Annotated in this window: 24 protein-coding genes; 16 read left to right on the top strand and 8 right to left on the bottom strand. The window is 38.4% G+C overall.

Annotated elements, in window-relative coordinates; all coding sequences use genetic code 11:
- Positions 1-54 precede the first annotated feature (54 nt).
- Positions 55-807, bottom strand: a complete 753-nt coding sequence (locus GLW08_RS18655) for a YhcN/YlaJ family sporulation lipoprotein (protein WP_160850141.1) — start codon at positions 805-807, stop codon at positions 55-57.
- Positions 808-965: 158 nt separating this feature from the next.
- On the opposite strand from GLW08_RS18655, the gene GLW08_RS18650 reads away from it, so the two are divergent.
- Both GLW08_RS18650 and GLW08_RS22190 read left to right on the top strand, forming a co-directional pair.
- Positions 966-1,241: a YutD-like domain-containing protein gene (locus GLW08_RS18650; protein ID WP_160850140.1), complete on the top strand. Its 276-nt coding sequence runs from the start codon at positions 966-968 to the stop codon at positions 1,239-1,241.
- A gap of 78 nt (positions 1,242-1,319) precedes the next feature.
- The gene (locus GLW08_RS22190) at positions 1,320-1,454 is read left to right on the top strand and encodes a hypothetical protein (protein WP_272917107.1); all 135 of its coding nucleotides are present in this window, start codon (positions 1,320-1,322) and stop codon (positions 1,452-1,454) included.
- Between the two features lie 295 nt (positions 1,455-1,749).
- On the opposite strand, the gene GLW08_RS18645 is transcribed toward GLW08_RS22190, so the two are convergent.
- The 3 genes from GLW08_RS18645 to glpX form a co-directional block, all read right to left on the bottom strand.
- Positions 1,750-2,070, bottom strand: a complete 321-nt coding sequence (locus GLW08_RS18645) for a cytosolic protein (RefSeq protein ID WP_160850139.1) — start codon at positions 2,068-2,070, stop codon at positions 1,750-1,752.
- 80 nt (positions 2,071-2,150) lie between these two features.
- Positions 2,151-2,420 carry a DUF3055 domain-containing protein gene (locus tag GLW08_RS18640; protein WP_160850138.1) on the bottom strand — a complete coding sequence of 90 codons (270 nt, stop codon included), beginning with the start codon at positions 2,418-2,420 and terminating at the stop codon, positions 2,151-2,153.
- Positions 2,421-2,438: 18 nt separating this feature from the next.
- A complete protein-coding gene (gene glpX, locus GLW08_RS18635; RefSeq protein ID WP_160850137.1) occupies positions 2,439-3,410 on the bottom strand; it encodes a class II fructose-bisphosphatase in 972 nt (323 codons plus the stop codon).
- A 146-nt stretch (positions 3,411-3,556) separates the two neighbouring features.
- Here glpX and GLW08_RS18630 point away from each other — a divergent pair, with 146 nt between their 5' ends.
- Together GLW08_RS18630 and GLW08_RS18625 are read left to right on the top strand one after the other, a co-directional pair.
- Positions 3,557-4,000 carry a DUF86 domain-containing protein gene (locus GLW08_RS18630; RefSeq protein ID WP_160850136.1) on the top strand — a complete coding sequence of 148 codons (444 nt, stop codon included), beginning with the start codon at positions 3,557-3,559 and terminating at the stop codon, positions 3,998-4,000.
- Positions 4,001-4,158: 158 nt separating this feature from the next.
- Positions 4,159-4,932, top strand: coding sequence for a TIGR01457 family HAD-type hydrolase (locus GLW08_RS18625; RefSeq protein ID WP_160850135.1), 774 nt, complete (start codon positions 4,159-4,161; stop codon positions 4,930-4,932).
- An 84-nt stretch (positions 4,933-5,016) separates the two neighbouring features.
- Here GLW08_RS18625 and GLW08_RS18620 read toward each other — a convergent pair whose 3' ends face one another.
- Together GLW08_RS18620 and GLW08_RS18615 are read right to left on the bottom strand one after the other, a co-directional pair.
- Positions 5,017-6,570: a hypothetical protein gene (locus GLW08_RS18620; RefSeq protein WP_160850134.1), complete on the bottom strand. Its 1,554-nt coding sequence runs from the start codon at positions 6,568-6,570 to the stop codon at positions 5,017-5,019.
- An 84-nt stretch (positions 6,571-6,654) separates the two neighbouring features.
- A complete protein-coding gene (locus GLW08_RS18615) occupies positions 6,655-7,152 on the bottom strand; it encodes a phosphatidylglycerophosphatase A family protein (RefSeq protein ID WP_160850133.1) in 498 nt (165 codons plus the stop codon).
- A gap of 167 nt (positions 7,153-7,319) precedes the next feature.
- Here GLW08_RS18615 and GLW08_RS18610 point away from each other — a divergent pair, with 167 nt between their 5' ends.
- The 6 genes from GLW08_RS18610 to GLW08_RS18585 all read left to right on the top strand — a co-directional run bounded on the left by GLW08_RS18610 (position 7,320) and on the right by GLW08_RS18585 (position 14,460).
- Positions 7,320-8,303 (top strand): hypothetical protein, encoded by a 984-nt coding sequence (locus tag GLW08_RS18610; RefSeq protein ID WP_160850132.1) that lies wholly within the window; start codon positions 7,320-7,322, stop codon positions 8,301-8,303.
- Between the two features lie 174 nt (positions 8,304-8,477).
- Positions 8,478-9,446, top strand: coding sequence for a 2-hydroxyacid dehydrogenase (locus GLW08_RS18605; protein WP_160850131.1), 969 nt, complete (start codon positions 8,478-8,480; stop codon positions 9,444-9,446).
- 247 nt (positions 9,447-9,693) lie between these two features.
- Positions 9,694-10,995, top strand: a complete 1,302-nt coding sequence (locus GLW08_RS18600) for a homoserine dehydrogenase (protein WP_160850130.1) — start codon at positions 9,694-9,696, stop codon at positions 10,993-10,995.
- A complete protein-coding gene (gene thrC, locus GLW08_RS18595) occupies positions 10,995-12,056 on the top strand; it encodes a threonine synthase (protein ID WP_160850129.1) in 1,062 nt (353 codons plus the stop codon). The genes GLW08_RS18600 and thrC overlap by 1 nt, the downstream gene beginning before the upstream one ends.
- Positions 12,053-12,970, top strand: coding sequence for a homoserine kinase (gene thrB / locus GLW08_RS18590; RefSeq protein WP_160850128.1), 918 nt, complete (start codon positions 12,053-12,055; stop codon positions 12,968-12,970). Before thrC ends, thrB begins: the two co-directional genes overlap by 4 nt.
- Before the next feature lie 239 nt (positions 12,971-13,209).
- Positions 13,210-14,460: a dicarboxylate/amino acid:cation symporter gene (locus GLW08_RS18585; protein WP_160850127.1), complete on the top strand. Its 1,251-nt coding sequence runs from the start codon at positions 13,210-13,212 to the stop codon at positions 14,458-14,460.
- Positions 14,461-15,125: 665 nt separating this feature from the next.
- Here the strand turns inward: GLW08_RS18585 and GLW08_RS18580 are convergent.
- The gene (locus GLW08_RS18580; RefSeq protein ID WP_202406273.1) at positions 15,126-15,368 is read right to left on the bottom strand and encodes a NifU family protein; all 243 of its coding nucleotides are present in this window, start codon (positions 15,366-15,368) and stop codon (positions 15,126-15,128) included.
- A 188-nt stretch (positions 15,369-15,556) separates the two neighbouring features.
- Between GLW08_RS18580 and GLW08_RS18575 the strand changes: the two genes are divergently transcribed.
- From GLW08_RS18575 to lipA, 4 genes are all read left to right on the top strand, one after another.
- Positions 15,557-15,880 carry a YuzD family protein gene (locus GLW08_RS18575; RefSeq protein ID WP_160850126.1) on the top strand — a complete coding sequence of 108 codons (324 nt, stop codon included), beginning with the start codon at positions 15,557-15,559 and terminating at the stop codon, positions 15,878-15,880.
- A 131-nt stretch (positions 15,881-16,011) separates the two neighbouring features.
- The gene (locus tag GLW08_RS18570; RefSeq protein WP_160850125.1) at positions 16,012-16,248 is read left to right on the top strand and encodes a YuzB family protein; all 237 of its coding nucleotides are present in this window, start codon (positions 16,012-16,014) and stop codon (positions 16,246-16,248) included.
- 414 nt (positions 16,249-16,662) lie between these two features.
- Positions 16,663-17,481 carry a lipoate--protein ligase family protein gene (locus GLW08_RS18565; RefSeq protein WP_160850124.1) on the top strand — a complete coding sequence of 273 codons (819 nt, stop codon included), beginning with the start codon at positions 16,663-16,665 and terminating at the stop codon, positions 17,479-17,481.
- A gap of 39 nt (positions 17,482-17,520) precedes the next feature.
- Positions 17,521-18,468 carry a lipoyl synthase gene (lipA, locus tag GLW08_RS18560; RefSeq protein WP_036823698.1) on the top strand — a complete coding sequence of 316 codons (948 nt, stop codon included), beginning with the start codon at positions 17,521-17,523 and terminating at the stop codon, positions 18,466-18,468.
- Positions 18,469-18,703: 235 nt separating this feature from the next.
- Here lipA and GLW08_RS18555 read toward each other — a convergent pair whose 3' ends face one another.
- Positions 18,704-19,414: a DUF2225 domain-containing protein gene (locus GLW08_RS18555; protein ID WP_160850123.1), complete on the bottom strand. Its 711-nt coding sequence runs from the start codon at positions 19,412-19,414 to the stop codon at positions 18,704-18,706.
- 191 nt (positions 19,415-19,605) lie between these two features.
- On the opposite strand from GLW08_RS18555, the gene GLW08_RS18550 reads away from it, so the two are divergent.
- Both GLW08_RS18550 and GLW08_RS18545 read left to right on the top strand, forming a co-directional pair.
- Complete coding sequence (locus GLW08_RS18550) at positions 19,606-19,971, top strand: HesB/IscA family protein (protein ID WP_160850122.1); 366 nt, start codon at positions 19,606-19,608, stop codon at positions 19,969-19,971.
- Between the two features lie 241 nt (positions 19,972-20,212).
- Positions 20,213-20,764 carry a hypothetical protein gene (locus GLW08_RS18545; protein WP_160850121.1) on the top strand — a complete coding sequence of 184 codons (552 nt, stop codon included), beginning with the start codon at positions 20,213-20,215 and terminating at the stop codon, positions 20,762-20,764.
- The last annotated feature ends 149 nt before the right edge of the window (positions 20,765-20,913 follow it).

The following is a 20,913-nucleotide window of genomic DNA, read 5'->3' as shown; positions in this document are numbered from 1 at the left end:
TTAAAAAGACCAGTATTATGAATACTGGTCTTAAAAGCAAAATGCTCAATACTGTTATTTATTCATCCCCATGTTTTCCATACCTTCATTTTTTTCTACATCTCGTTTATCTTTCATGGACTTTGTTTCGTCGTTATACATTTTTTCACCTTGAGGAGACTTTCGCATCTCAGCAATGGTTTGTTCTAGAAGATCTTTGTAATTTTCATTGCTAGTATTCATTTTGCTTAAATTGGCTAATTCTTTATGAGCTCCATCTTGGTCCGTTACATAAACTTCATAGTATCGTGGAAGAACAGACATAGCAGTTTTCTTAGCAATGGTTGCAGTTTCATTACGCTCCACTTCACCATTTGGTGTATAAGCAATTAGTGCTTCAGCGTCAGTTACTAATGTTGCAGCATCTTTAATACCTTGACCTTGAAGCATCATGCGCGTAATCAAATCAGATACATGTTCACGGTCCATAACACCATAGCGAACTTCATCTTCGTCTTTACCTACTTGATCTTCTGTATAACGCACAAAACCGAATTGATCGTTTTTGCGATTATCATTCTTGGTAGCCGTATAGTTGAAGTTTTCAGAACGATTGGTATCACCGTAGTCTCCCATTTCGTCCATGCCATTACGCCCGTTTTTCTGATTGTTGTAACCATTATTTTTTGCCTGGCCATTGTTATATCCGGCAGCATTGAATTGGTCAGCATCATCCATATCCATTGCTCCCTCATTATTCATTCCACATCCACTAATCACCAATGTGGAAGTTAAAGCTACAGTAGCTAACCATGATTTACAGTTCAATGGAAACACGCTCCTTTATGATATGGTCATCTCCTCTCCCTATTTATAGGTTTAGTCATATTTAAAAGTTCATGCTAGAAAATGTTGTGTTATCATGATTTTTAAAAGTAAAAAAATCCAAATTATGATACACTAGAAGAGCTAAGAGGTGATCGATTGTGTTTGTCATACAAGGAAAAAATTATGAAGTTATACATGATGAAAAACAAGGGTTTCAAGAAGAAGCTATTGAGCAACGTTTCAGCGATATTTTAAGTAAATATGATTTTATTGTAGGCGATTGGGGCTATGGTCAATTAAGACTACGTGGTTTTTTTGATGATCAAAATCCTAAAGCTACCTTTGATACGAAGATTAGTACGTTAGACGACTATCTGTATGAGTATTGTAATTTCGGCTGTGCCTATTTTGTTATGAAAAAAGTGGATAAGTAGGGGAATCCTTACAAGTAAAACGTATGAGGTTTAAACTAGACCTGATGCGTTTTTTTATTCTAGATAAGAGGCATAATCTTGAAGACTTGGATTCGAGATAACTTTGGTGGCGGTGAGATGGATGATTTCGTTTCGTTAATGAAAGAAAAAACGTGCCCTGCGCGAGCTCGACACATCGGTTTTTTTGCGGACCGCATCGATCATGCAGCATAGAGGGACTTGTCATGTCACTGCGTTAAAACATGGGCTTTGGAGCGACTTTCCCTGCTTTCGGAGCGAGAATCGAAAAACAGGAGCTACTTTTGAAATATAAGGGCGAGATTTTAGATAGAGCTTAAAAAATAGGAGCGACAGCCCTATCCCCCGTCCCACTTTGCGTTCGTTTGGTTTTATCTTGAATTCAAGTTTCCAAGATAATGGGGGGAAGGAAAATTACCCAGTAAAAAAGAGCTTGGAACCCAAGCTCTTTTTTTACTTGCAGCAATGCATCCTGTATGACTTGTTCTAATTATTTTTGATTTTGCTGTTCTTGAGACGGCTTTTTCTCCATGTCTGGATGGTCGTGGGTTGGATGGGCTGGAGTGTCGTGTCTAGGCATGTCTTCGTGTAGCGATTTGAATTCATAGTTAAATGCGCTATAGTAACGCTGTCCTTCTTTCCATGGTGTGCTTTTGTTTTCCACAGGTTTGTATTTATTACGAGGAGCACCATATGGTCCCTCTGGTAATTGCTCTGGAGTTAGATAGTTCCTCATTGCTTCTACGTTAGCGAAGTCAGAATATCCATCTGAGTCCGGATTTTTATTTATATTTTTGTCATTTTGTGCCATAGTAAAACCCTCCTTCGGTTTTAGTTTTAACCTTAGGAGGGTTTGTTATGAATGAAGTTTTTTTGCGTTCTATTTTACTTTTATACAATTTCCCGGAGAAATTCTCTCAATTCTTCGGCTTCGACTTCCGTTAAATTGTACGCATGTTCAAGATAACCTTCTTCTTCCACATCATCTTGTCCAAGAATGGCATAATGACTACCTTGCAGGTCAACAACTATTTTCTTGCCGTAATAACGACTTGAAGTAATAATCGCTAAGTCATACCGATGGGCATCTCCCATGAAACTTACAAATCTTGTGTGCGTATTTTCTTTTTCATCATAAAGGAAAAATCGATTCTCTTCCAATGCTCTAACCTCCTGGGATTAGTCATTTTTTAGTAAATGAGGTTTATTGTCCAGATGGTGGTTTGCTTTAATAAATCGAATTGTACCTGTTTTTGCTCTCATTACAATTGAGTCCGTTTCGGCTAAGTCCCCACCAAGGAATTTAACCCCATGTAGCAGTTCACCTTCTGTTACGCCAGTAGCTGCGAAGAGTGCATCATCACTACTCACTAAATCATGATGCGTTAATAATTGTCTAGGATCGTTTAATCCCATATCACTACAACGCTGAGCTTCTTCCTCATTTTGTGGGACGAGACGAGCTTGCATGTCACCGCCTAAACATTTGACGGCTGCAGCTGAAATCACACCTTCAGGAGCTCCTCCAGTTCCTACGAATAGATCAATACCAGTATGAGGGAGGCATGTAGCAATAGACGCTTCCACATCTCCATCTCCAAACAGTTTCACACGAGCTCCTTTTGCTCTGATTCGCTCGACAAGTTCGTTGTGACGAGGACGTTCTTGAACAATTACGGTTAAGTCATTAATACGTTTATTGTTAGCTTTTGCAACGGTTTCAATCGTCTTTTCAATTGGATCATCCAACCTGATTTGACCACGTGCTTGTTTTCCTACTGCTACTTTCTGCATGTACATATCTGGTGCATGCAATAGTGCACCACGATCAGCTGCAGCAATAACACTCATGGCATTATTGTGCCCTTTTGCGACAATATTTGTTCCTTCTAACGGGTCAACGGCAATATCTACCTCAGGTCCGTTCCCATTTCCAAGCTTTTCACCAATATATAACATTGGTGCTTCATCTAGTTCACCTTCACCGATAACAACTGTACCTTCCATAGCAATAGAATCAAACATAGTCCTCATTGCTGTGGTTGCAGCATCATCCGCTTCATCTTTTTGACCTCTTCCCATCCATTGGGCTGAGCTTACTGCTGCTGCTTCTGTTACACGTACAAGTTCTAGAGCTAATTCACGATCCATAGTTAAACGTTCCTCCGCTTCAAAGATTTCAATCTATACTATAGCAAAAAACCCTTCAAAACTTAACTGGTAAATGTAAATTTAATGATAGCTTGTATATGATATGATACCACTAGAGCATGAAAAAGATGAATGGAGGGAACGAGATGTATTTTGTAGATCGTTCTAAAATTGAATCAACTTTGCAATACCTAGAGCAATTGCTCGTGGATTATAAGAATGAAGCAGTAGATACCCCATTAAAACGGTTAGGGTTAGAAAGATGTGTTCAGATGACAATCGAATCCATTGTCGATGTAGGAAATATGATGATTGATGGGTTTATCATGCGTGATCCTGGAAGCTATGAGGATATCATTGATATTTTGATTGATGAAACGGTATTACCTGAAAGCGAAGAGGAAGCATATAAAGCAGTTATTGCTATAAGAAAACAATTAGTTAGAGAATATACGGATATGAATCATGATGAATTACAACAGATGATGAATGAACACGTTACCATTCTCGAAGACTTTAGCCATTATATTCGTCGGTATTTAAATGAAGAATTAGGACCTATCTCAGCTTTTTCAAATGAAGACCAATAAGTCATGTTATACTTTCAGAATGTTTATTCAATATAAAGGATGAGTGTGATTTATTGACTTTTACATGTCTAGATTTAGCGCTTATCCTCTAGAGGTGACAAAGGCGTCCTGAGCTTTTCTTTACCTTAACAGTAGTAACAATGAAAGAAGGAATACACATGCAATCATATAAAGGATACTTAATCGATCTAGATGGAACGATGTATAGAGGGTCAGAACGAATAGAAGCTGCTTCTGATTTTGTGAAAGCTCTACAGGAGGAGGGGATTCCTCATCTGTTTGTAACCAACAATTCTTCGAGAAAACCAGAGCAAGTGGCGGAGAAGTTAAACAAATTTGATATTCCAGCACGAGCTGAACAAATTTTCACATCAAGTACTGCTACAGGAAGTTATATCAAGGATCGAAAAGAACATGCAAGAGTGTTTGCCATTGGGGAAGAAGGATTATTTCACACATTAGCGGAATCTGGACATAGCATTGTGGAGGATGATTGTGATTTTGTAGTGATGGGGATTGACCGTGACATAACGTATGAGAAATTGGCTATTGCTTGTTTACAAGTTCGAAATGGTGCAACCTTTTTATCAACAAATGGTGATATCGCCATTCCTACCGAAAGAGGGATGCTTCCTGGCAATGGTTCTCTCACGTCAGTTGTTAGCGTGTCGACAGGTGTGGAGCCAACGTTTATTGGGAAACCAGAGTCGATCATTATGGATCAAGCTATTGAAGCTCTTGGTTTGTCCAAGGAAGAGGTAATCATGGTTGGAGATAATTATCATACAGATATTTTGGCAGGGATGAATGCTGGTCTTGATACGTTGCATGTACAAACAGGTGTCACAACAAAAGAGTTATTATCCCAATATGAACGTCAACCTAAGTATTCTATAGCCTCTTTATCGGAATGGATACCTATGCTTAGGTAATGCAAAAAAACGACCTAACTCATGAGCATCGCATGGGTAGGTCGTTTTTAAATATTATTTGTACGTGAACAAACCGTCTGTTATTTAGAAGAAAATTACATAAGGTCCAAGGATACAAATCATAAACAAGATATGAACTCCGATAAAATAGGTTGCTTTTAACACAGAACTCCATTCATCACTAGTTAGCTTCACACATAAATAAGCTAGAAGTGCAAAAAAGATAATGTAAAAATAGGAGCTACCTGTGAAGCTAAAATAAGCAGGAGCTGTACTGTTAAATGACGGAATAAAGAAATGGCTTTTTAATAACAGAGCTGCTGCTAAATAGATGCCTACGCCTGCATAGAATACCCAATGAGGGTCTTCGTCTGTGAATTTTCGAAATATCAAGAACAAAGCAGCAAAGAATGCTAATGGCCAGATGAACCAATGGGAAGTAAGGACAACTGTAACCAGTCCTTTAAACAGCATCGACATCGTATCCCCAAAAGCAATTAACGCATCATCAAATGTATAACGGTTAGCTTTATGGACGACATCAGGATTGGAAGAAGCAATAAATAATTTATATGGATCTGCTATCTCATTCCAAATGACAGTTTGGTTATCTATATAAGTAGGGTGAAAAATTAATCGATAAGAGTGACTTCTTCGTTCTACTTGTGCATTTCCATCTTGATAAGCTAGTTCATACACATTGAAAGATCGATCTGTGACGTTGCTTCTATCTGTTTTACCACTAGCTTTAAAAAGGACATGGAACGTATTATTTCGATAAGTAGCAGAAAACTCACTAGGTTCTCTTAACCCTCCGCCTGAATGAGGGTCATTAAGTTGTGTTTCATTTAAATCAACTTCAGAGCCATTCAAATTTGCCTCTGCTATATAAGGGTATAATGTTTTCTGATTTCCAGTTGATACGCTTGCTAAAACGAAGAGACCAATCTTTTCGTTTGTTGTGGAGACTATCACTTCTTCAACTTGTTGACTGGGAGGGAACTGGGCGGATTTAGTTGCTATTCTTTTATACCCCTCATCACCATGTTGATATGCGATGACATTTATTTTATTACCTTTTGTTCGCTTGAAGTAAATAGGTGGGGCGTTGTTGCCCGATTGCTTAATCGGAATGATAGAGTACCCCTTAGGAATATCTAATAAGGTAGAGGTTTTCTTTGTTTCTGGATTATATCGATATACTTGTTGATTATATGTATAAAAAAATGTATTAGCTGTTGGATAGAAAGTATCTGCTTTTGAGATTACCTTCTTTTGTTTATCTACTATTTCTTCCCCATTGAAATAGGCAAGAAAGTCATCCTGATAAAAGAAAGGATCCCATTTACCAAAGGGGACTTCAATGGTTTGTGTTTCTAATTCGTCAAATTGATGGTTCCATACCGTCTTGTTGAGATCGCCATCAATAAATTGGGTTATAACGTATTGATTATCTCTTTTTTCCACATAGGGAGACCGATTTATGGTTGTTTTTCCTACCTCTACCTTACGGCTCCAATTCGTATCTGGATCTTTTGAAATGGCTTCTATTCGTTGAAAAAACACAAGCGATATGGAAGCTAATACGATTAGAAAGGGAATTAACCAATATAAACGTTTTTTGAAAAAGTGCTTCATCAAATTCTCCTTATCTTTCATAAAATGTAAAAATATTCTAACATAAAAACCGGTAGAAATAAAAAGAAGCCTAGAATTAATTTTCTAGACTTCTTCGTTCTCTTCACTATGTGCTAAACGACTTGATGCAGCAGCTGCAATGGCTCCTACAATATCGTCAAGGAAGGTGTGGCAACCGTTTGATTTATCGTTTAGTTTTCCTAAAATGCCTGGTTTTTGCTTATCAATAAAGCCGTAGTTTGTAAATCCAATAGAACCGTACACATTTACAATCGACAAGGCAATAATTTCATCAACGCCATAAAGCCCCTCATCAGCTTCAATCGTATCTTGTAAAGGGGACTCCAGCATCCCTTTCTCAGCTAAAATATCTAGTTGAATTCCTGTTAGAATCGCATTTTGTACTTCACGCTTGGAAATAACACGCTCTACATTATGTCTACATTCATCAAAAGATAAATCATCATGATATTTGGATTGTAAATAATAGACAAGATCTGCCATATCGTCAACTGTGACACCGCGCTCTGTAAGCCATGTGCGAGCTTTTTCTTCTAGTTTACTCATCTTCTTTTCACTCATCGTTATCACCCATTCTTTCTTTGTCTATATTTTCTTACTATAACCTATTCTTCCATAGAGAAACAACTTTCCATTATTCTATAGAACAAAATGTCCTAATGTTCTTCTTTTTTCTATTATACATAAAGATAAGAATAAGAAGAAATTTTATTTGGTGGGTGAGGTAAATGAAGGAAGAAATTGAAGCTCAGTACGACATAATAGTAGGTAGGGAATGGAATCAATTTGGAGTTAAAGGGTATGAGAGTTCTGATGGATATGTTGCTTTATTACCAGCTCATAACGTAACAGATGAGGAAGTATTTGAGCAGCGATCGCTTAGTGAGTATTTGTTGAGTAATCAATGGCCCTATACGACGTTACCAATTTTCACGAAAGAAGGTGCGTTACGTACAACTATTGAAAATCAAGAATATATGCTCGTTTATGTTGGAGAACTATTCTCCAAAGATCAATCTCATGGGTCTTGGCTTGCGCGCTTTCACGAATTGGGGCAACAATACCCTTACCAACCACAACACATTTCCCGCTATGGAAAGTGGAAGACGTTATGGGAAGAAAAAATGGATGCTTGGACTGCATTATACAAACAGCAATGGGATATTCACCCTGCTTCATCGTTCCAACGTTTGTTTATTGAAACGTACCCTTATTTAGAAGGAGTGGTTGAAAACGCCATCCAATATCTACAAGAAAGTGAACAGGATTGGAGGTATGAACAATACGACCAAGGAACCTTTACTGTGCAACGCCTTCACCCTAGTCTGCTTGATCAAACGATATGGAGTAATACGATTGTGTACGATCACCCTTCAAGAGATATTGCAGAGTGGATAAGGTATCAACTACTTGAAAAAGGGGAGAGTGGTTTTCAGGATATTCGAGCTTTTATGGATGATTATGAAGCTATACGTCCTTTATCTATATTTGGGTGGAGACTAGTTTATGCGAGGCTGATTCTACCTATAAACTTATTTGATCGCTTAGATGAATGGTTTAATCATACCAACCATTCTGGTAGAACACAGGAGGATCAATTGCGACATGAGCTTGAGAATCAAGTCAATTATGAAAAAATACTTCATCACTTTTTTGAAGGAATCAGGTTGGATGTGAATAAAGTTCGGATACCAACGCTTGATTGGTACTAGTATCAAACTGTATGTAATACTTCCAGTACTATAGAACCAACCTACGGCGTGTAGGCAGCCATCCATACGTCGCTAAGCGGGCGCCTCCAGCTTTTGTTCAATTATAGGGAAAAACACTAGTTATATGCTAATATAGACTTGTTCATGAACAGTATTAGCTTAGGAGGTTCCCTTATGACAAAACCATATATATTTATAACACGTTCATTGCCAGAAGAAATCGTTACTCCCTTTCAAGAGAAATTTAATGTAAAGATGTGGGATTCAGAAGAGCAACCTGTGGATCGGGAGGTTCTCTTGGAGGAAGCTGGAAAAGCAGATGCTTTGATTACCGTGTTAAGTGATCAAGTAGATGAAGAACTTCTCTCTAGAGGAAGGCAGTTGAAGGTGGTTGCAAACCTGGCAGTGGGGTTTGACAATATTGATATCAAGACAGCTGAAAAGAATGGTATCACGATAACCAACACGCCTGATGTATTAACAGAAACAACGGCAGATCTGACTTTTAGCCTTCTAATGGCTACGGCCAGACGATTAATAGAAGCGAATGAGTATGTACGTAAGGGTGACTGGGAAAACTGGGCACCTCTACTGATGGCAGGCCATGATATCCATCATAAAACCATAGGGATTGTTGGAATGGGACGGATTGGAGAAGCGGTAGCGCATCGTGCTAGAGGGTTTCATATGAATGTGCTTTACCACAATCGAAGTCGTAAGAAAGAGGCTGAAGAAAAGCTTGGAGCGGTCTATAAGTCATTTGATGAATTAGTAACCCAAGCTGATTTTGTCGTTTGTTTAGCTCCTTTAACACCAGAGACAAAAGGTATGTTTCATAAAGAAGTATTTAAGAAAATGAAATCAAGTGCAATATTTGTGAATACATCTCGTGGAGATAATGCCAATGAAGATGATCTTTATCAAGCACTAGTAGAAGGTGATATTGCAGGCGCTGGGCTTGATGTATTTGAAAATGAACCTATATCCAAAGACCACCCACTTTTATCTTTGCAACAAGTTGTTGCACTGCCTCATATTGGATCAGCTAGTGTTGAAACAAGAAAAGCGATGATGAATCTATGTCTAGAAAATGTTCAGCTAGTATTAGACGAACAAGAACCGAAAACGAAAGTAACATCTTAAATAAAGTGAACCTGTTATGAAGTAACAGGTTCATTTTTATGGGTTTTTAGGTTATATAGAATATTTAGTTGCGTAACTAATCATATGTCCTCATATTTTATGCTTCAGAAATGTATGATTGCTTCATTTGATTAGTTAAAAGAATATAAATTTTCAGTTTACTGTTGTATTCTATACATAAGGCTTATATAATGTGCGTTATAGATAAACACATGTACATTCCGGATAAACAATAGGAGGTCTTACCATGCAGCAAAAAATTAACGTAGGATTATGTGGGTTTGGAACTGTCGGCTCAGGAGTTGTGCAAATTCTTGAAAATCACAAAGAAGAAATTGTACACCAAGTTGGCTGTCCCATTGAGGTTAAACGAATCCTAGTCAATGATATGAATAAAAAACGCGAAGGAAATATTCCATCCTCCTTGTTAACGGACCAAGTGGATGAACTTGTACAAGACCCAGAAATCGACGTGATTGTTGAAGTAATGGGTGGCATTGAAGATACGTATAAAGTACTTGAAAAAGCAATTCAGAATAAAAAACATATAGTGACTGCCAATAAAGATATGATGGCTGTTTATGGTTCGCCATTATTACAATTAGCGAATGAAAATCAATGTGATGTTAGATATGAGGCAAGTGTAGCTGGAGGAATCCCTATTATTCGTTCCTTAACGGATGGTCTTGCATCAGACCGCATTAATAAAATCATGGGGATTGTGAATGGTACAACAAACTATATTCTTACTAAGATGATTGAAGAGGACAGAACGTTTGAAGATGTTTTAAAAGAAGCTCAAGATCTAGGATATGCAGAAGCCGATCCATCCTCTGATGTTGATGGATTAGATGCTGCACGAAAAGTTAGTTTATTATCCACACTTGCTTTCTCGATGCCGGTTGAATTAGATGATGTGGATGTCAGAGGAATCAGAGGCATATCGTTTGATGATTTATCCTATGCTGAGCAACTAGGCTATACTGTGAAACTATTAGGTATTGCAGCTCGAAATGAAGGTAAGATCGAAATGAGCGTGCAACCTACACTTGTGCCACATAGCCATCCATTAGCATCCATTAAGGATGAATACAATGCAGTGTACGTGTACGGTGATGCAGTTGGAGAAACGATGTTTTATGGTCCTGGTGCAGGTCAGTTACCAACAGCAACTGCTGTTGTTTCAGACCTAATGGACGTGGTGAAGAATATTCGATTAGGCGTAACAGGTAAATCATCTGTTAACCCACAATTTGATAAAAGCTTGAAATCAAGCAATGAAGTATTCTCTAAGTTCTTCCTAAGACTTGAGGCAGAAGACGAAGCTGGTACGTTCTTAGCGATTACGAATGTGTTTGCTCGCCAGAATGTAAGTATGGATAAAATTTTACAAATGCCGAAAAAAGACAATTCAACAGCTGAAATTGTTCTTGTTACTCATCAGGCGAGTCGCGAGCAAATCGATGTTATTTTACATGAGCTAGAAGAATTAGATGTTATAAAAGGTGTGCATAGCTATTACCGTGTTGAAGGTGAGGGGGAAGCATAATGAAATGGGATGGATTATTGGCTCATTACAAAGAGTACTTGCCAATTACAGAGCATACCCCTACCTTGTCTTTACGCGAAGGAAATACGCCTCTCATTCCTCTTGAGAAGCTTTCCAAAGACTTTGGTGTAGAAGCCTATGCCAAGGTAGAAGGTGCAAACCCTACTGGATCTTTTAAAGACAGAGGGATGGTTATGGCCATGGCTAAAGCTGTAGAAGAAGGAGCAAAAGCAGTCATCTGTGCATCGACTGGCAATACGTCTGCTTCTGCTGCAGCCTATGCAGCTAGAGCAGGATTACGTTGTGTTATTGTTATTCCTGAAGGGAAAATTGCTCAAGGAAAGTTAGCGCAAGCAGTCATGTATGGGGCAGAAGTGTTTTCCATTGAAGGAAACTTTGATGAAGCATTAGAGATAGTGAAAATCTTAAGCGAATCAGATGATTTCACATTAGTCAACTCCGTCAACCCTTACCGTATTGAGGGACAAAAAACAAGTTCATTTGAAGTGTGTGATGTGTTAGGTCGTGCACCAGACCATTTATGTATCCCTGTTGGTAATGCTGGGAACATCACTGCGTATTGGAAAGGGTTTGTAGATTATAACAAAGCGAAGCAAACCGGACTTCCTAAAATGATGGGCTTTGAAGCAAGCGGTTCTGCTGCTATTGTTCGTAATCAAGTAATCGAACAACCGGAAACGGTCGCAACAGCTATTCGAATTGGTAACCCTGCTTCATGGCAACATGCCGTGAATGCTGCACATGATTCACAAGGAGAAATTGATGAGGTGACAGATGAAGAAATTTTGGAAGCTTATCAATGGCTAGCACAAAATGAAGGGATATTTGCTGAGCCAGCTTCCTGTGCTTCCATTGCAGGCTTATGGAAAGCGTTACGCTCTAACAAGATTTCGAAAGGTTCATCTGTTGTATGTGTGCTCACAGGTAATGGATTAAAAGACCCTCAAACAGCCATCGATACGAGTACGCTGAAACCAGAAGTGCTTCCTAATGATAAAGATACGGTGATTGAAGCTATTAAGGGTCGTGTTTATTCATGACGGTAAATATAAGAGTACCTGGTAGCACGTCAAACTTAGGGCCAGGTTTTGATTCGATAGGTGTAGCCTTAAATCTATATCTAGAACTATCGTTGTCACCTTCAGATACATGGGAATTTGTAGCATTATCATCCGACTTAGAAGGCGAGCTAAACAGTTCGGATAATTTGATCTTGAAAACAGCGAAACATGTAGGTCAGCTTTACAATCAAGAATCGAATCAAGCTTATCGTGTAGAAGTGAAGAATGATATTCCTTTAGCTAGAGGGCTTGGAAGTAGTGCTGCTGCTATTGTAGCAGGTATAGAACTAGCCAATTATGCTTATGATTTGAAGCTTCCTACAGAAGAAAAAGTGAATTTAGCGACCAATTTTGAAGGACATCCTGATAATGTTGTTCCTTCTATTATAGGAGGGTGTGTGATTGCGCACTATGAAGAGGATGGCGTCGTTGATTGGCAGAAGCTTTCATTAGATAAGCCTAGTTTTGTTGCTTTAATTCCAAATCAAGAATTGAAAACGTCTGAGGCGAGAGAAGTTTTACCATCCGAATTACCCTATAAACAGGCAGTTGAAGCTAGTTCGATAGCGAATGTGTTAGTCGTGGCCCTTGCTCAAGAAAATTGGCAGTTGGCAGGTAAGATGATGGAAAAGGATCTATTTCATCATCAATATCGTAAGCAGCTTATTCCACAATTTGATGATATTCAATCATTTATGAGAAACGAAGGGGCTTATGGCACATTCTTAAGCGGTGCTGGTCCAACGATTATGTCGCTTATGGATGCAGACTTAGTGAAGCGCATTGAGTTCAAATGGGTAAAGAACTATCATGATTTTGAATGGAGACCGTTAAATGTAGATACGTATGGTCTTGATGTCAATAGACGCTTTGAAACGAATCCAACAAAATAGGAATGGTTTCTAGAATCACCTAAGGTGAAAACTCCTTAGGTGATTTTTATTAATGCTAAAATGACAAAAGTGTAAGTGTAATTAGATTTCGGATTCTGCATGTTGGTTGTTCGTTTTAGCTAAATTAAACATTTTGTATTGAAGAAAAGCTAATGTAAATTATATAATTTACATTAACTTGTTAGCGTATTGCATGAGTAAAGTATATCATCTAGATGTAGCACTAGGAGGAAGAAACGATGTCATTAACGAAAAAGATTTTACTAGGTATGGTACTTGGTGTCATTGTAGGATTGTCATTAAATGCAATTGGACAAGGATTCTATGATGTATCCCAGAAATTTGTACTATACCCTATGGGTCAAATATTTGTGAATTTAATCAAGATGTTAGTCGTACCCATTGTGGTAGTTTCATTAGTTCTTGGAACAGCTGGAATCAGTGATCCTAAAAAATTAGGGAGGATTGGATTCAAAACCGTAGCCTTCTTTCTTGTTACCACAGCGATTGCTTTAACACTAGCTCTTACGCTGGGTGCAGTTCTTCAACCAGGTGCAGGTGGCGAAGCAATGCAAGGTGGAGATTTTGAGGCGAAAGAAGCTCCTGGGGTAGTTGAAACCCTGCTTAATATTATCCCAACAAACCCAATAAATTCAATGGCGCAAGGTGAGATGCTTCAAGTCATTGCCTTTTCCATTATCGTTGGCTTTGGCCTATCTCAAATAGGTGAAAAGGGAGATAGAATATACCGTTTGTTTGAGCAAGCAAATGAATTGTTAATGTACCTTGTACAGATTGTTATGAAGTTTGCTCCATATGGTGCATTCGCACTAATAGCAGACGCCATAGGAAGTCAGGGTGGAGATGCGTTAATTAGTATGATCAAGTACATGTTAGTTGTCTTATTAGCCTTAGTAGTTCATTTATTCGTTACGTATGGATCAGCTTTGTATGTATTAGGTAAAATGAACCCAATTGAGTTCTTTAAAAAATTCTCACCAGCTATGATTGTAGCATTCAGTACTTCTAGTAGTTCAGGTACATTACCAGTGTCTATGCGTACAGCACAGGAGAATTTAAAAGTACCTAAGAGTATTAGTGGATTTGTTCAGCCATTAGGAGCGACCATAAACATGGACGGTACCGCAATTATGCAAGGTGTTGCAACTATGTTTATCGCTCAAATGTACAATACAAACTTAGGGCTAGGGGAGTTACTGACCGTTGTACTAACAGCGACACTGGCTAGTATCGGAACAGCAGGAGCACCGGGAGTAGGACTTATAATGTTATCTATGGTACTTACATCAGTTGGTCTCCCAGTTGAAGCTATCTCACTTGTTCTAGGTGTGGATCGTTTGCTTGATATGTGCCGTACATCTGTTAACGTAACAGGAGATGCCACAGCAGCTTATATCATTGGTCGCTCTGAACGAGGAAGAGAAGAAGACGTCCCCGTTTCTAATGAGCAGAGCGCTCAATCTTACTAACGTAAAGAGTCAGCTACATTTTTTTGTAGCTGACTCTTTATTTATTATTAGATGCTTTTGTTATAGTTGTTTCAGGTCTTATTACACTAAAGCCACATTATCTTGAAGACTTGGATTCGAGATATATTCAAAAGGTGATGGGTCCGATACTTGAACCGTGGAAGGGGTTACGGTGAAGCAACTCGCTTTCCTACGGGTGAGCTGGTGAGCCTTCTCAGTCGCTTTGCTCCCTCCGGGGTCTCACCAACCTCTTTCACCCGCGGGAGTCTCGAAGTTCCCCTTCACCCCCAGCCGGGTAATGGCTATCGGACACGCGGCCAAATGTTGTATGTCTCCCGAAAGGACATATAAGCCCTTATTTTTAGTGAAAACCCTCTTTGGTTAGATCTTACTGACAAATAAAACTTTATTTTTTACAAACAGCGAACTAAATGTTCATTAGCTTTCTTGCCAGTGCGATCACCAAATTTATCTCAACTTCAAGTCTTCCGGATTATTCCTTTTATATGTGATAAACATTCATTTATTTAACACATAGGAAACGCGTGAGTTTATCAAATATCTCCACTTATCCCACTTATGATTCACTTCAAACTTTACAACGTAACAATATAAAAAAAAGCTTGTAGATCATATCTACAAGCTTTTGTCGATGTATATGTTTTTTAGAATACTTGCTCTACTTCTCTAATGCCTGGTACTTCTTCTACTAGTGCACGTTCGATACCAGCTTTTAGTGTAATGGTTGAACTTGGGCAACTACCACAAGCTCCCATTAGACGAAGGCGGACAATCCCTTCATCCACATCTACAAGTTCAACGTCTCCACCATCACGTAGTAAGAAGGGACGAAGTTTATTTAATACTTCCTGTACTTGATCTGTCATCATCCATCTTCTCCTTTCCATATTTCTATTATAAGATGTTCTTTAAAAAAAATCTATTGTATTGAATTAGTTTTTAGTGTTATTTGTATGAACAAACATCGGTACTATAATCGTTAAAATAAATGAGAACCATTTTCATTTTATCTTTTTCCGTTCTTTTTGTAAAATGATTTATAAAGGTTCGTGGTTTAAAAATTGGAGGGAATAGGATGAGCAATATTGCAATTACCGTTTATGGTGCAGAACAAAAATGTGCAAGTTGCGTTAATTTACCGAGTGCTAAGGAAACATATGAATGGCTACAAGCAGCTATTGAACGTAAATATGATACAGAGCAAATAGATTTTACGTATGTAGATATAGATGAGACACAAAATAATCCTGAGCATCAAGCTTTCACTCAAAAGATTATGGATGAAGAATATTTTTATCCATTAGTAGTACTAAACGGTGATGTTGTAGGTGAGGGGAATCCAAAATTAAAAAGTATTTATCAGGCCATTGAAACAAATGGGATATCTCCTTCTTCATAAAAAAGCTAAAATGTGTTGTAAGTTAAGGATGGAATGGCAAGCTAGAGGCTTTTGTTTTCTTGTTAACATATGATATTATATATCGTTGAGTAGGGGATTCATCATTAATAAATACGCTTGAGGTGAGTGAGATGAATCCAATCATTGAATTTTGTATTAACAACTTAGCTAGTGGGTCTCATAAAGCAAAAGAAGAGCTTGAGAAAGACCTGGAACTGGATGTAATAGAGTATGGTTGCTTGAGCCATTGTGGACTTTGTGCGCAATCACTGTTTGCGCTTGTGAATGGGGATCGAGTTACAGCTGAAACCCCAGAAGAATTAGTAGAAAATGTATATCAGCATTTAGAGGAGAATCCCCTGTTCTAAACGCGATGATCTCTTACATCGCGTTTTTCATACATATATATAGATAATGAGGGATTCCTCTTTTAATAAGTAATGAAAGCATAAGTTTGGTGCTTTCATGTCTAGCTCCAGCGCACAGCGACTAGTATGCTTCCCTCGCCTTCGTGCGATAAGTTAACATCGAATCACGCATGTTTTCGTGTTTCCTTTTATCTCCTACAGATTTTAAGTGAAGTTCGATTAAGACCACTGCATCATGCAGCAACATCGATTCAACCTACGTCGTGGAGGCAGCAGCATATACGTCGATATACGAGCGCCCAGGGCTTTTGGTCTTTGTATGCAGAAACATTTACATTACAATGAAAAAATTGTTAAAATATACTGTAGCATTTTATCTTGCTAAAGTATATATGAAACGAAAAGAGGCTCAGCATGAAACCAACATGGTATTTTATTGATTCTGGTCATGCTTCACCTGCTTTTAATATGGCATTAGATGAAGCACTATTAAAATGGCATAGCAACGGAGATATACCTCCAGTTATACGATTTTATGGGTGGGAACCTGCAGCGTTATCTGTAGGGTACTTCCAAAAACTGAAAGGCAAAATTGATGTTGATGCTGTACATAAACACGGATTTGAACTTGTAAGACGGCCAACTGGTGGTCGCGCAGTCCTTCATGACAATGAATTAACGTATAGTGTCATTGTGTCTGAAAATTATGAAACAATGCCTCCTTCTGTAACAGAAGCTTATCGAGTAATATCGCAAGGACTATTAGAAGGATTTCAAGAACTAGATATTCAAGCTGAATTTTCGATACCAGAAGGTAAGTTACAGCAAACCGGTTCAGCTGTATGTTTTGATGAACCTTCTTGGTATGAGTTGATTGTAGAAGGCAAGAAAGCAGCTGGCAGTGCACAAACCAGACAAAAAGGAGTCATTCTACAACACGGATCGATTCCGATTGAAGTTGATGATATAACGTTATTTGATTTATTCATTTATCCAAATGAGCGAGTTAAAGAAAGAGCTCGTAAGGCGTTTGGTGGAAAAGCAGCTGCAATTAATGAAGTAGCTGGAAGGAGAATCAATCTTCCGGAAGTGAAAGATGCCTTCAAGCGAGGGTTTGAAAAAGGTTTAGATATTCACTTAGAACCATATACGTTGACCGAAGAGCAGCTTCAGGAAGTTTATACCTTGATGGAGGAACGTTACCAAAGCAAGGAATGGACATACTCTCGGTAAGGAAGAACATGAACAAAAATGGAAAGGGAAGTGAAATCCATGGCGAAAAAAGAAGAACACGTACGTAAACCCGATTGGCTGAAAATAGACATTAAGACAAACAAGTCTTATAACAGATTGAAGAAAATCATGCGAGAGCGTAATTTACATACGGTATGTGAGGAAGCGAAGTGTCCTAACATACATGAATGCTGGAGCGAGCGTAAAACAGCGACTTTCATGATTTTAGGGGATACTTGTACACGTGGTTGTCGTTTCTGTGCAGTTAAAACAGGTTTGCCAAATGAATTAGATCTTCAAGAACCTGAAAAAGTTGCCGAATCTGTTGAATTAATGGAATTGAAGCATGCGGTTGTAACAGCTGTTGCACGTGACGATTTAAACGATGGCGGTGCTCAAGTATTTGCTGAAACGGTTGAGGCAATTCATCGACGTCAACCGGGCTGTACCGTAGAAGTTCTTCCATCTGATATGAAAGGGGACTACGATAGCTTGTACACGTTGATGAACGCAGGTCCTGATATTTTCAACCATAATATTGAGACCGTTCGTCGTTTAACACCTAGAGTTCGTTCAAAAGCTACCTACGATCGTTCCCTGCAACTACTAAAACGAGTGAAAGAAATTGCTCCAAATACACCGACAAAATCAAGCTTGATGGTCGGTCTTGGAGAAACAAAAGAAGAAATCATCCAAGCTATGGACGACTTGTTAGCTCATGATGTTGATATCATGACAATTGGGCAGTATTTACAGCCAACGAAAAAACACTTGAAAGTCGAACGTTATTATCATCCAGATGAGTTTGAAGAATTGCGTCAGATTGCAATGGAAAAAGGATTTCAACATTGCCAGGCTGGACCACTTGTCCGTTCTTCTTACCATGCAGATGAACAAGTTAATGAAACGTCACTTCAACGTAGAATTAAATACATGAAGGGCTATGAAGAATCAGAAGAAGAAAAGTTAGATACGCTTAACTTTTAATTAATAGCCTAAATCATATAAAAGCATTCCAATTACATTGAATTGGGGTGCTTTTTGTTGTTGGCTTGTGTATAACGTAATACATAAAGTGCCCCCTCAGGGTCTTAAGCTAATCCTCCTGTCTGTGGCAAAAATCGTGACGAAGAGGTTTTGCTTAAGCCTGCCAGGGATGAGCAAGGCGCTTGCGCTTTAGCTGTTGATTTGCTTACTTCATAAATGTTCTATCCCACTTTTGCTAGCCTGACTGCATAGGTTGGGTTTCAGATTTGTAATCTTCTCTTGTTTTGTACCATTGATCTCTGGCCATATCGACTATCTTGGGGTCAAAAGCAGCTTTTCTTTTATCTACGACCTTAGAGAAAAATTGTATAGCTTCATGGGCATTTCCTAGTCTGCGATTGATTTCCCCGATCATATATAATACTCGTATTGTAGTCATTTCCGTATGCGTAAGGTCATCTTCCTCATATGACTTACGGTAACCTTGTTCGGCTAATCTCATAAATCTTGCTTCTTCCAAATGATTTTCTGTCTCCCGATACAACCAAGCAAGTCGTATATACAACCCTGCTAACACGATGGGTTTTTCTTTTTTTAAATTGGCTGTGTAGATAGCTAGTTTAAAAGTGTTTATAGATTCAGTTCGTGTTCGTTCTAGGGAATAATTTTGAAACGACCATTGATCTACAATTTTATGTTGGATGTTTGTTGTACTGCTTTGTGGAAAAAGAGAGGAAAACTGATCAGTAAACGAATATCCACACTGTGGACAAACAGCTACAGTATAATAAAGTGGATTAATCGCTTCATGTTTATAGGTTGTGCAAAAATCAGTATCTGTATGGATGGGACGAATGAACCGTGATCGAGCCTTTTTTGTTGTATAGGAAAAGGAATAAAAAGGGCATGCGATACTTTTGTCATATAATGGATCTGGTTGATGCAACGATAAACCCCCATTTATGTATGTTGTTGTAGTTCTAAGTTACTATAAAATAAGCTAGTAAGCTAGAACTCAATTTATTTACCCATGTAAAATAGAATATAGAACCAAATAAAAAGGTGAGGTCTGTAAAATTGATACATTCGCCATTTGTTTGTATACTGTAAGTAAGAAAGACGTAAGGAGGAACGTATATGAATAATCTGAATATAACTGATAGCGCTAGCCTTCAAATTCAAGAGATGATGAAGGAAGAAGAATCAGAACAAACCCGTCTTCGCTTTGGTGTAAAAGGCGGAGGATGCAGTGGACTTTCATACGCAATGGGCTTTGATGATGAAGTGAACGAAGAACTAGATATAACATTTGATGCAAATAGCATTCCAGTTGTTATGAATAAACAAGACCTGGATGTTGTTGTTGGCACAACCATCGACTTTAAACAAAACATGATGGGCGGAGGATTTACAATTGATAATCCGAATGCCATCGCCAATTGTGGTTGTGGCTCCTCATTCAAGACTGCAACGAACGCTGGTACACCAGATAAAGATTGCTAAACACTTTGTATCTACTAAACCTTCTCGATTGTTACAGTGTAACTAGTCGGGAAGGTTTTTTTATATTCCAAGTAGAGGATTGAATTATCCTGAATAATGCGTTTTTTCTAATGTTAGCAGTCCTACAGTATGACATTTTTGGCACTTCCTTAGTTGATTAGATTAATATGCTACTCCATGTTTCACACTTCTTTTAAATGGAAATTGTTATTTATTAGAAGATTTAGCTAGGAGGGTGAACATGAAGTACATCAAAGGGTTATTATCAATTCTAGTTGGTGCTGTGATTATTTTAAGTGGTTGTGGAGCTCAAGAGGAGCAATCATCTAGTGGTACAAGTGGCGAGACTTCAACAAATGGAGAAAAATCCGAAAATAAGAACGAAGCAAGCACTAAGACATTATCAGAAGATAAAGCAGAGCAGCTCATGAAAGATTTAGAGGTACGTCTTCAACCGAGAACGAATGAAGATGGAAAAGTAGTGGAGTACAAAACGAAAGATGAAATGGTTAACTACCTATCAGAAGTAACAGATCAACAGTTAGCTAAGAAACTAGTTGATAACATGTATGAGAAAAAAGATGATGGATTGTATATTCAACCTGATGAATTCGGACCCTTCTTAAGTCCAGATAAAGACTACAAATTTGAGAAGATAGAAGAAGGAAAGTACAAGCTTGTTCAAAAAAATAAAACCGATGCGGAAGGGACATTTACACTAACAGTATTTTTTAAATTGATGAATGACACCTATAACATTTCAGATTACAAAGTGAAATCTGAATCTAATTAAAGAAAAGCGCAAGCGCCCGTTTAGCGACGAACAAACTGCTGCCCACAGGACGTGGGTTGGTTCGATGTTGCTGCGTGACGCAGCGTTTTTAATCGAACTCCCTATGAATCGTTTTGAGATAAAGGAAACACGGAGAGCGCAAGCGATTC

The sequence above is a fragment of the Pontibacillus yanchengensis genome (assembly GCF_009856295.1).
Classification (GTDB): domain Bacteria; phylum Bacillota; class Bacilli; order Bacillales; family BH030062; genus Pontibacillus; species Pontibacillus yanchengensis_A.
Note: the sequence above shows the minus strand (reverse complement) of the source record. Positions and strands in the feature narration are given on the sequence as shown.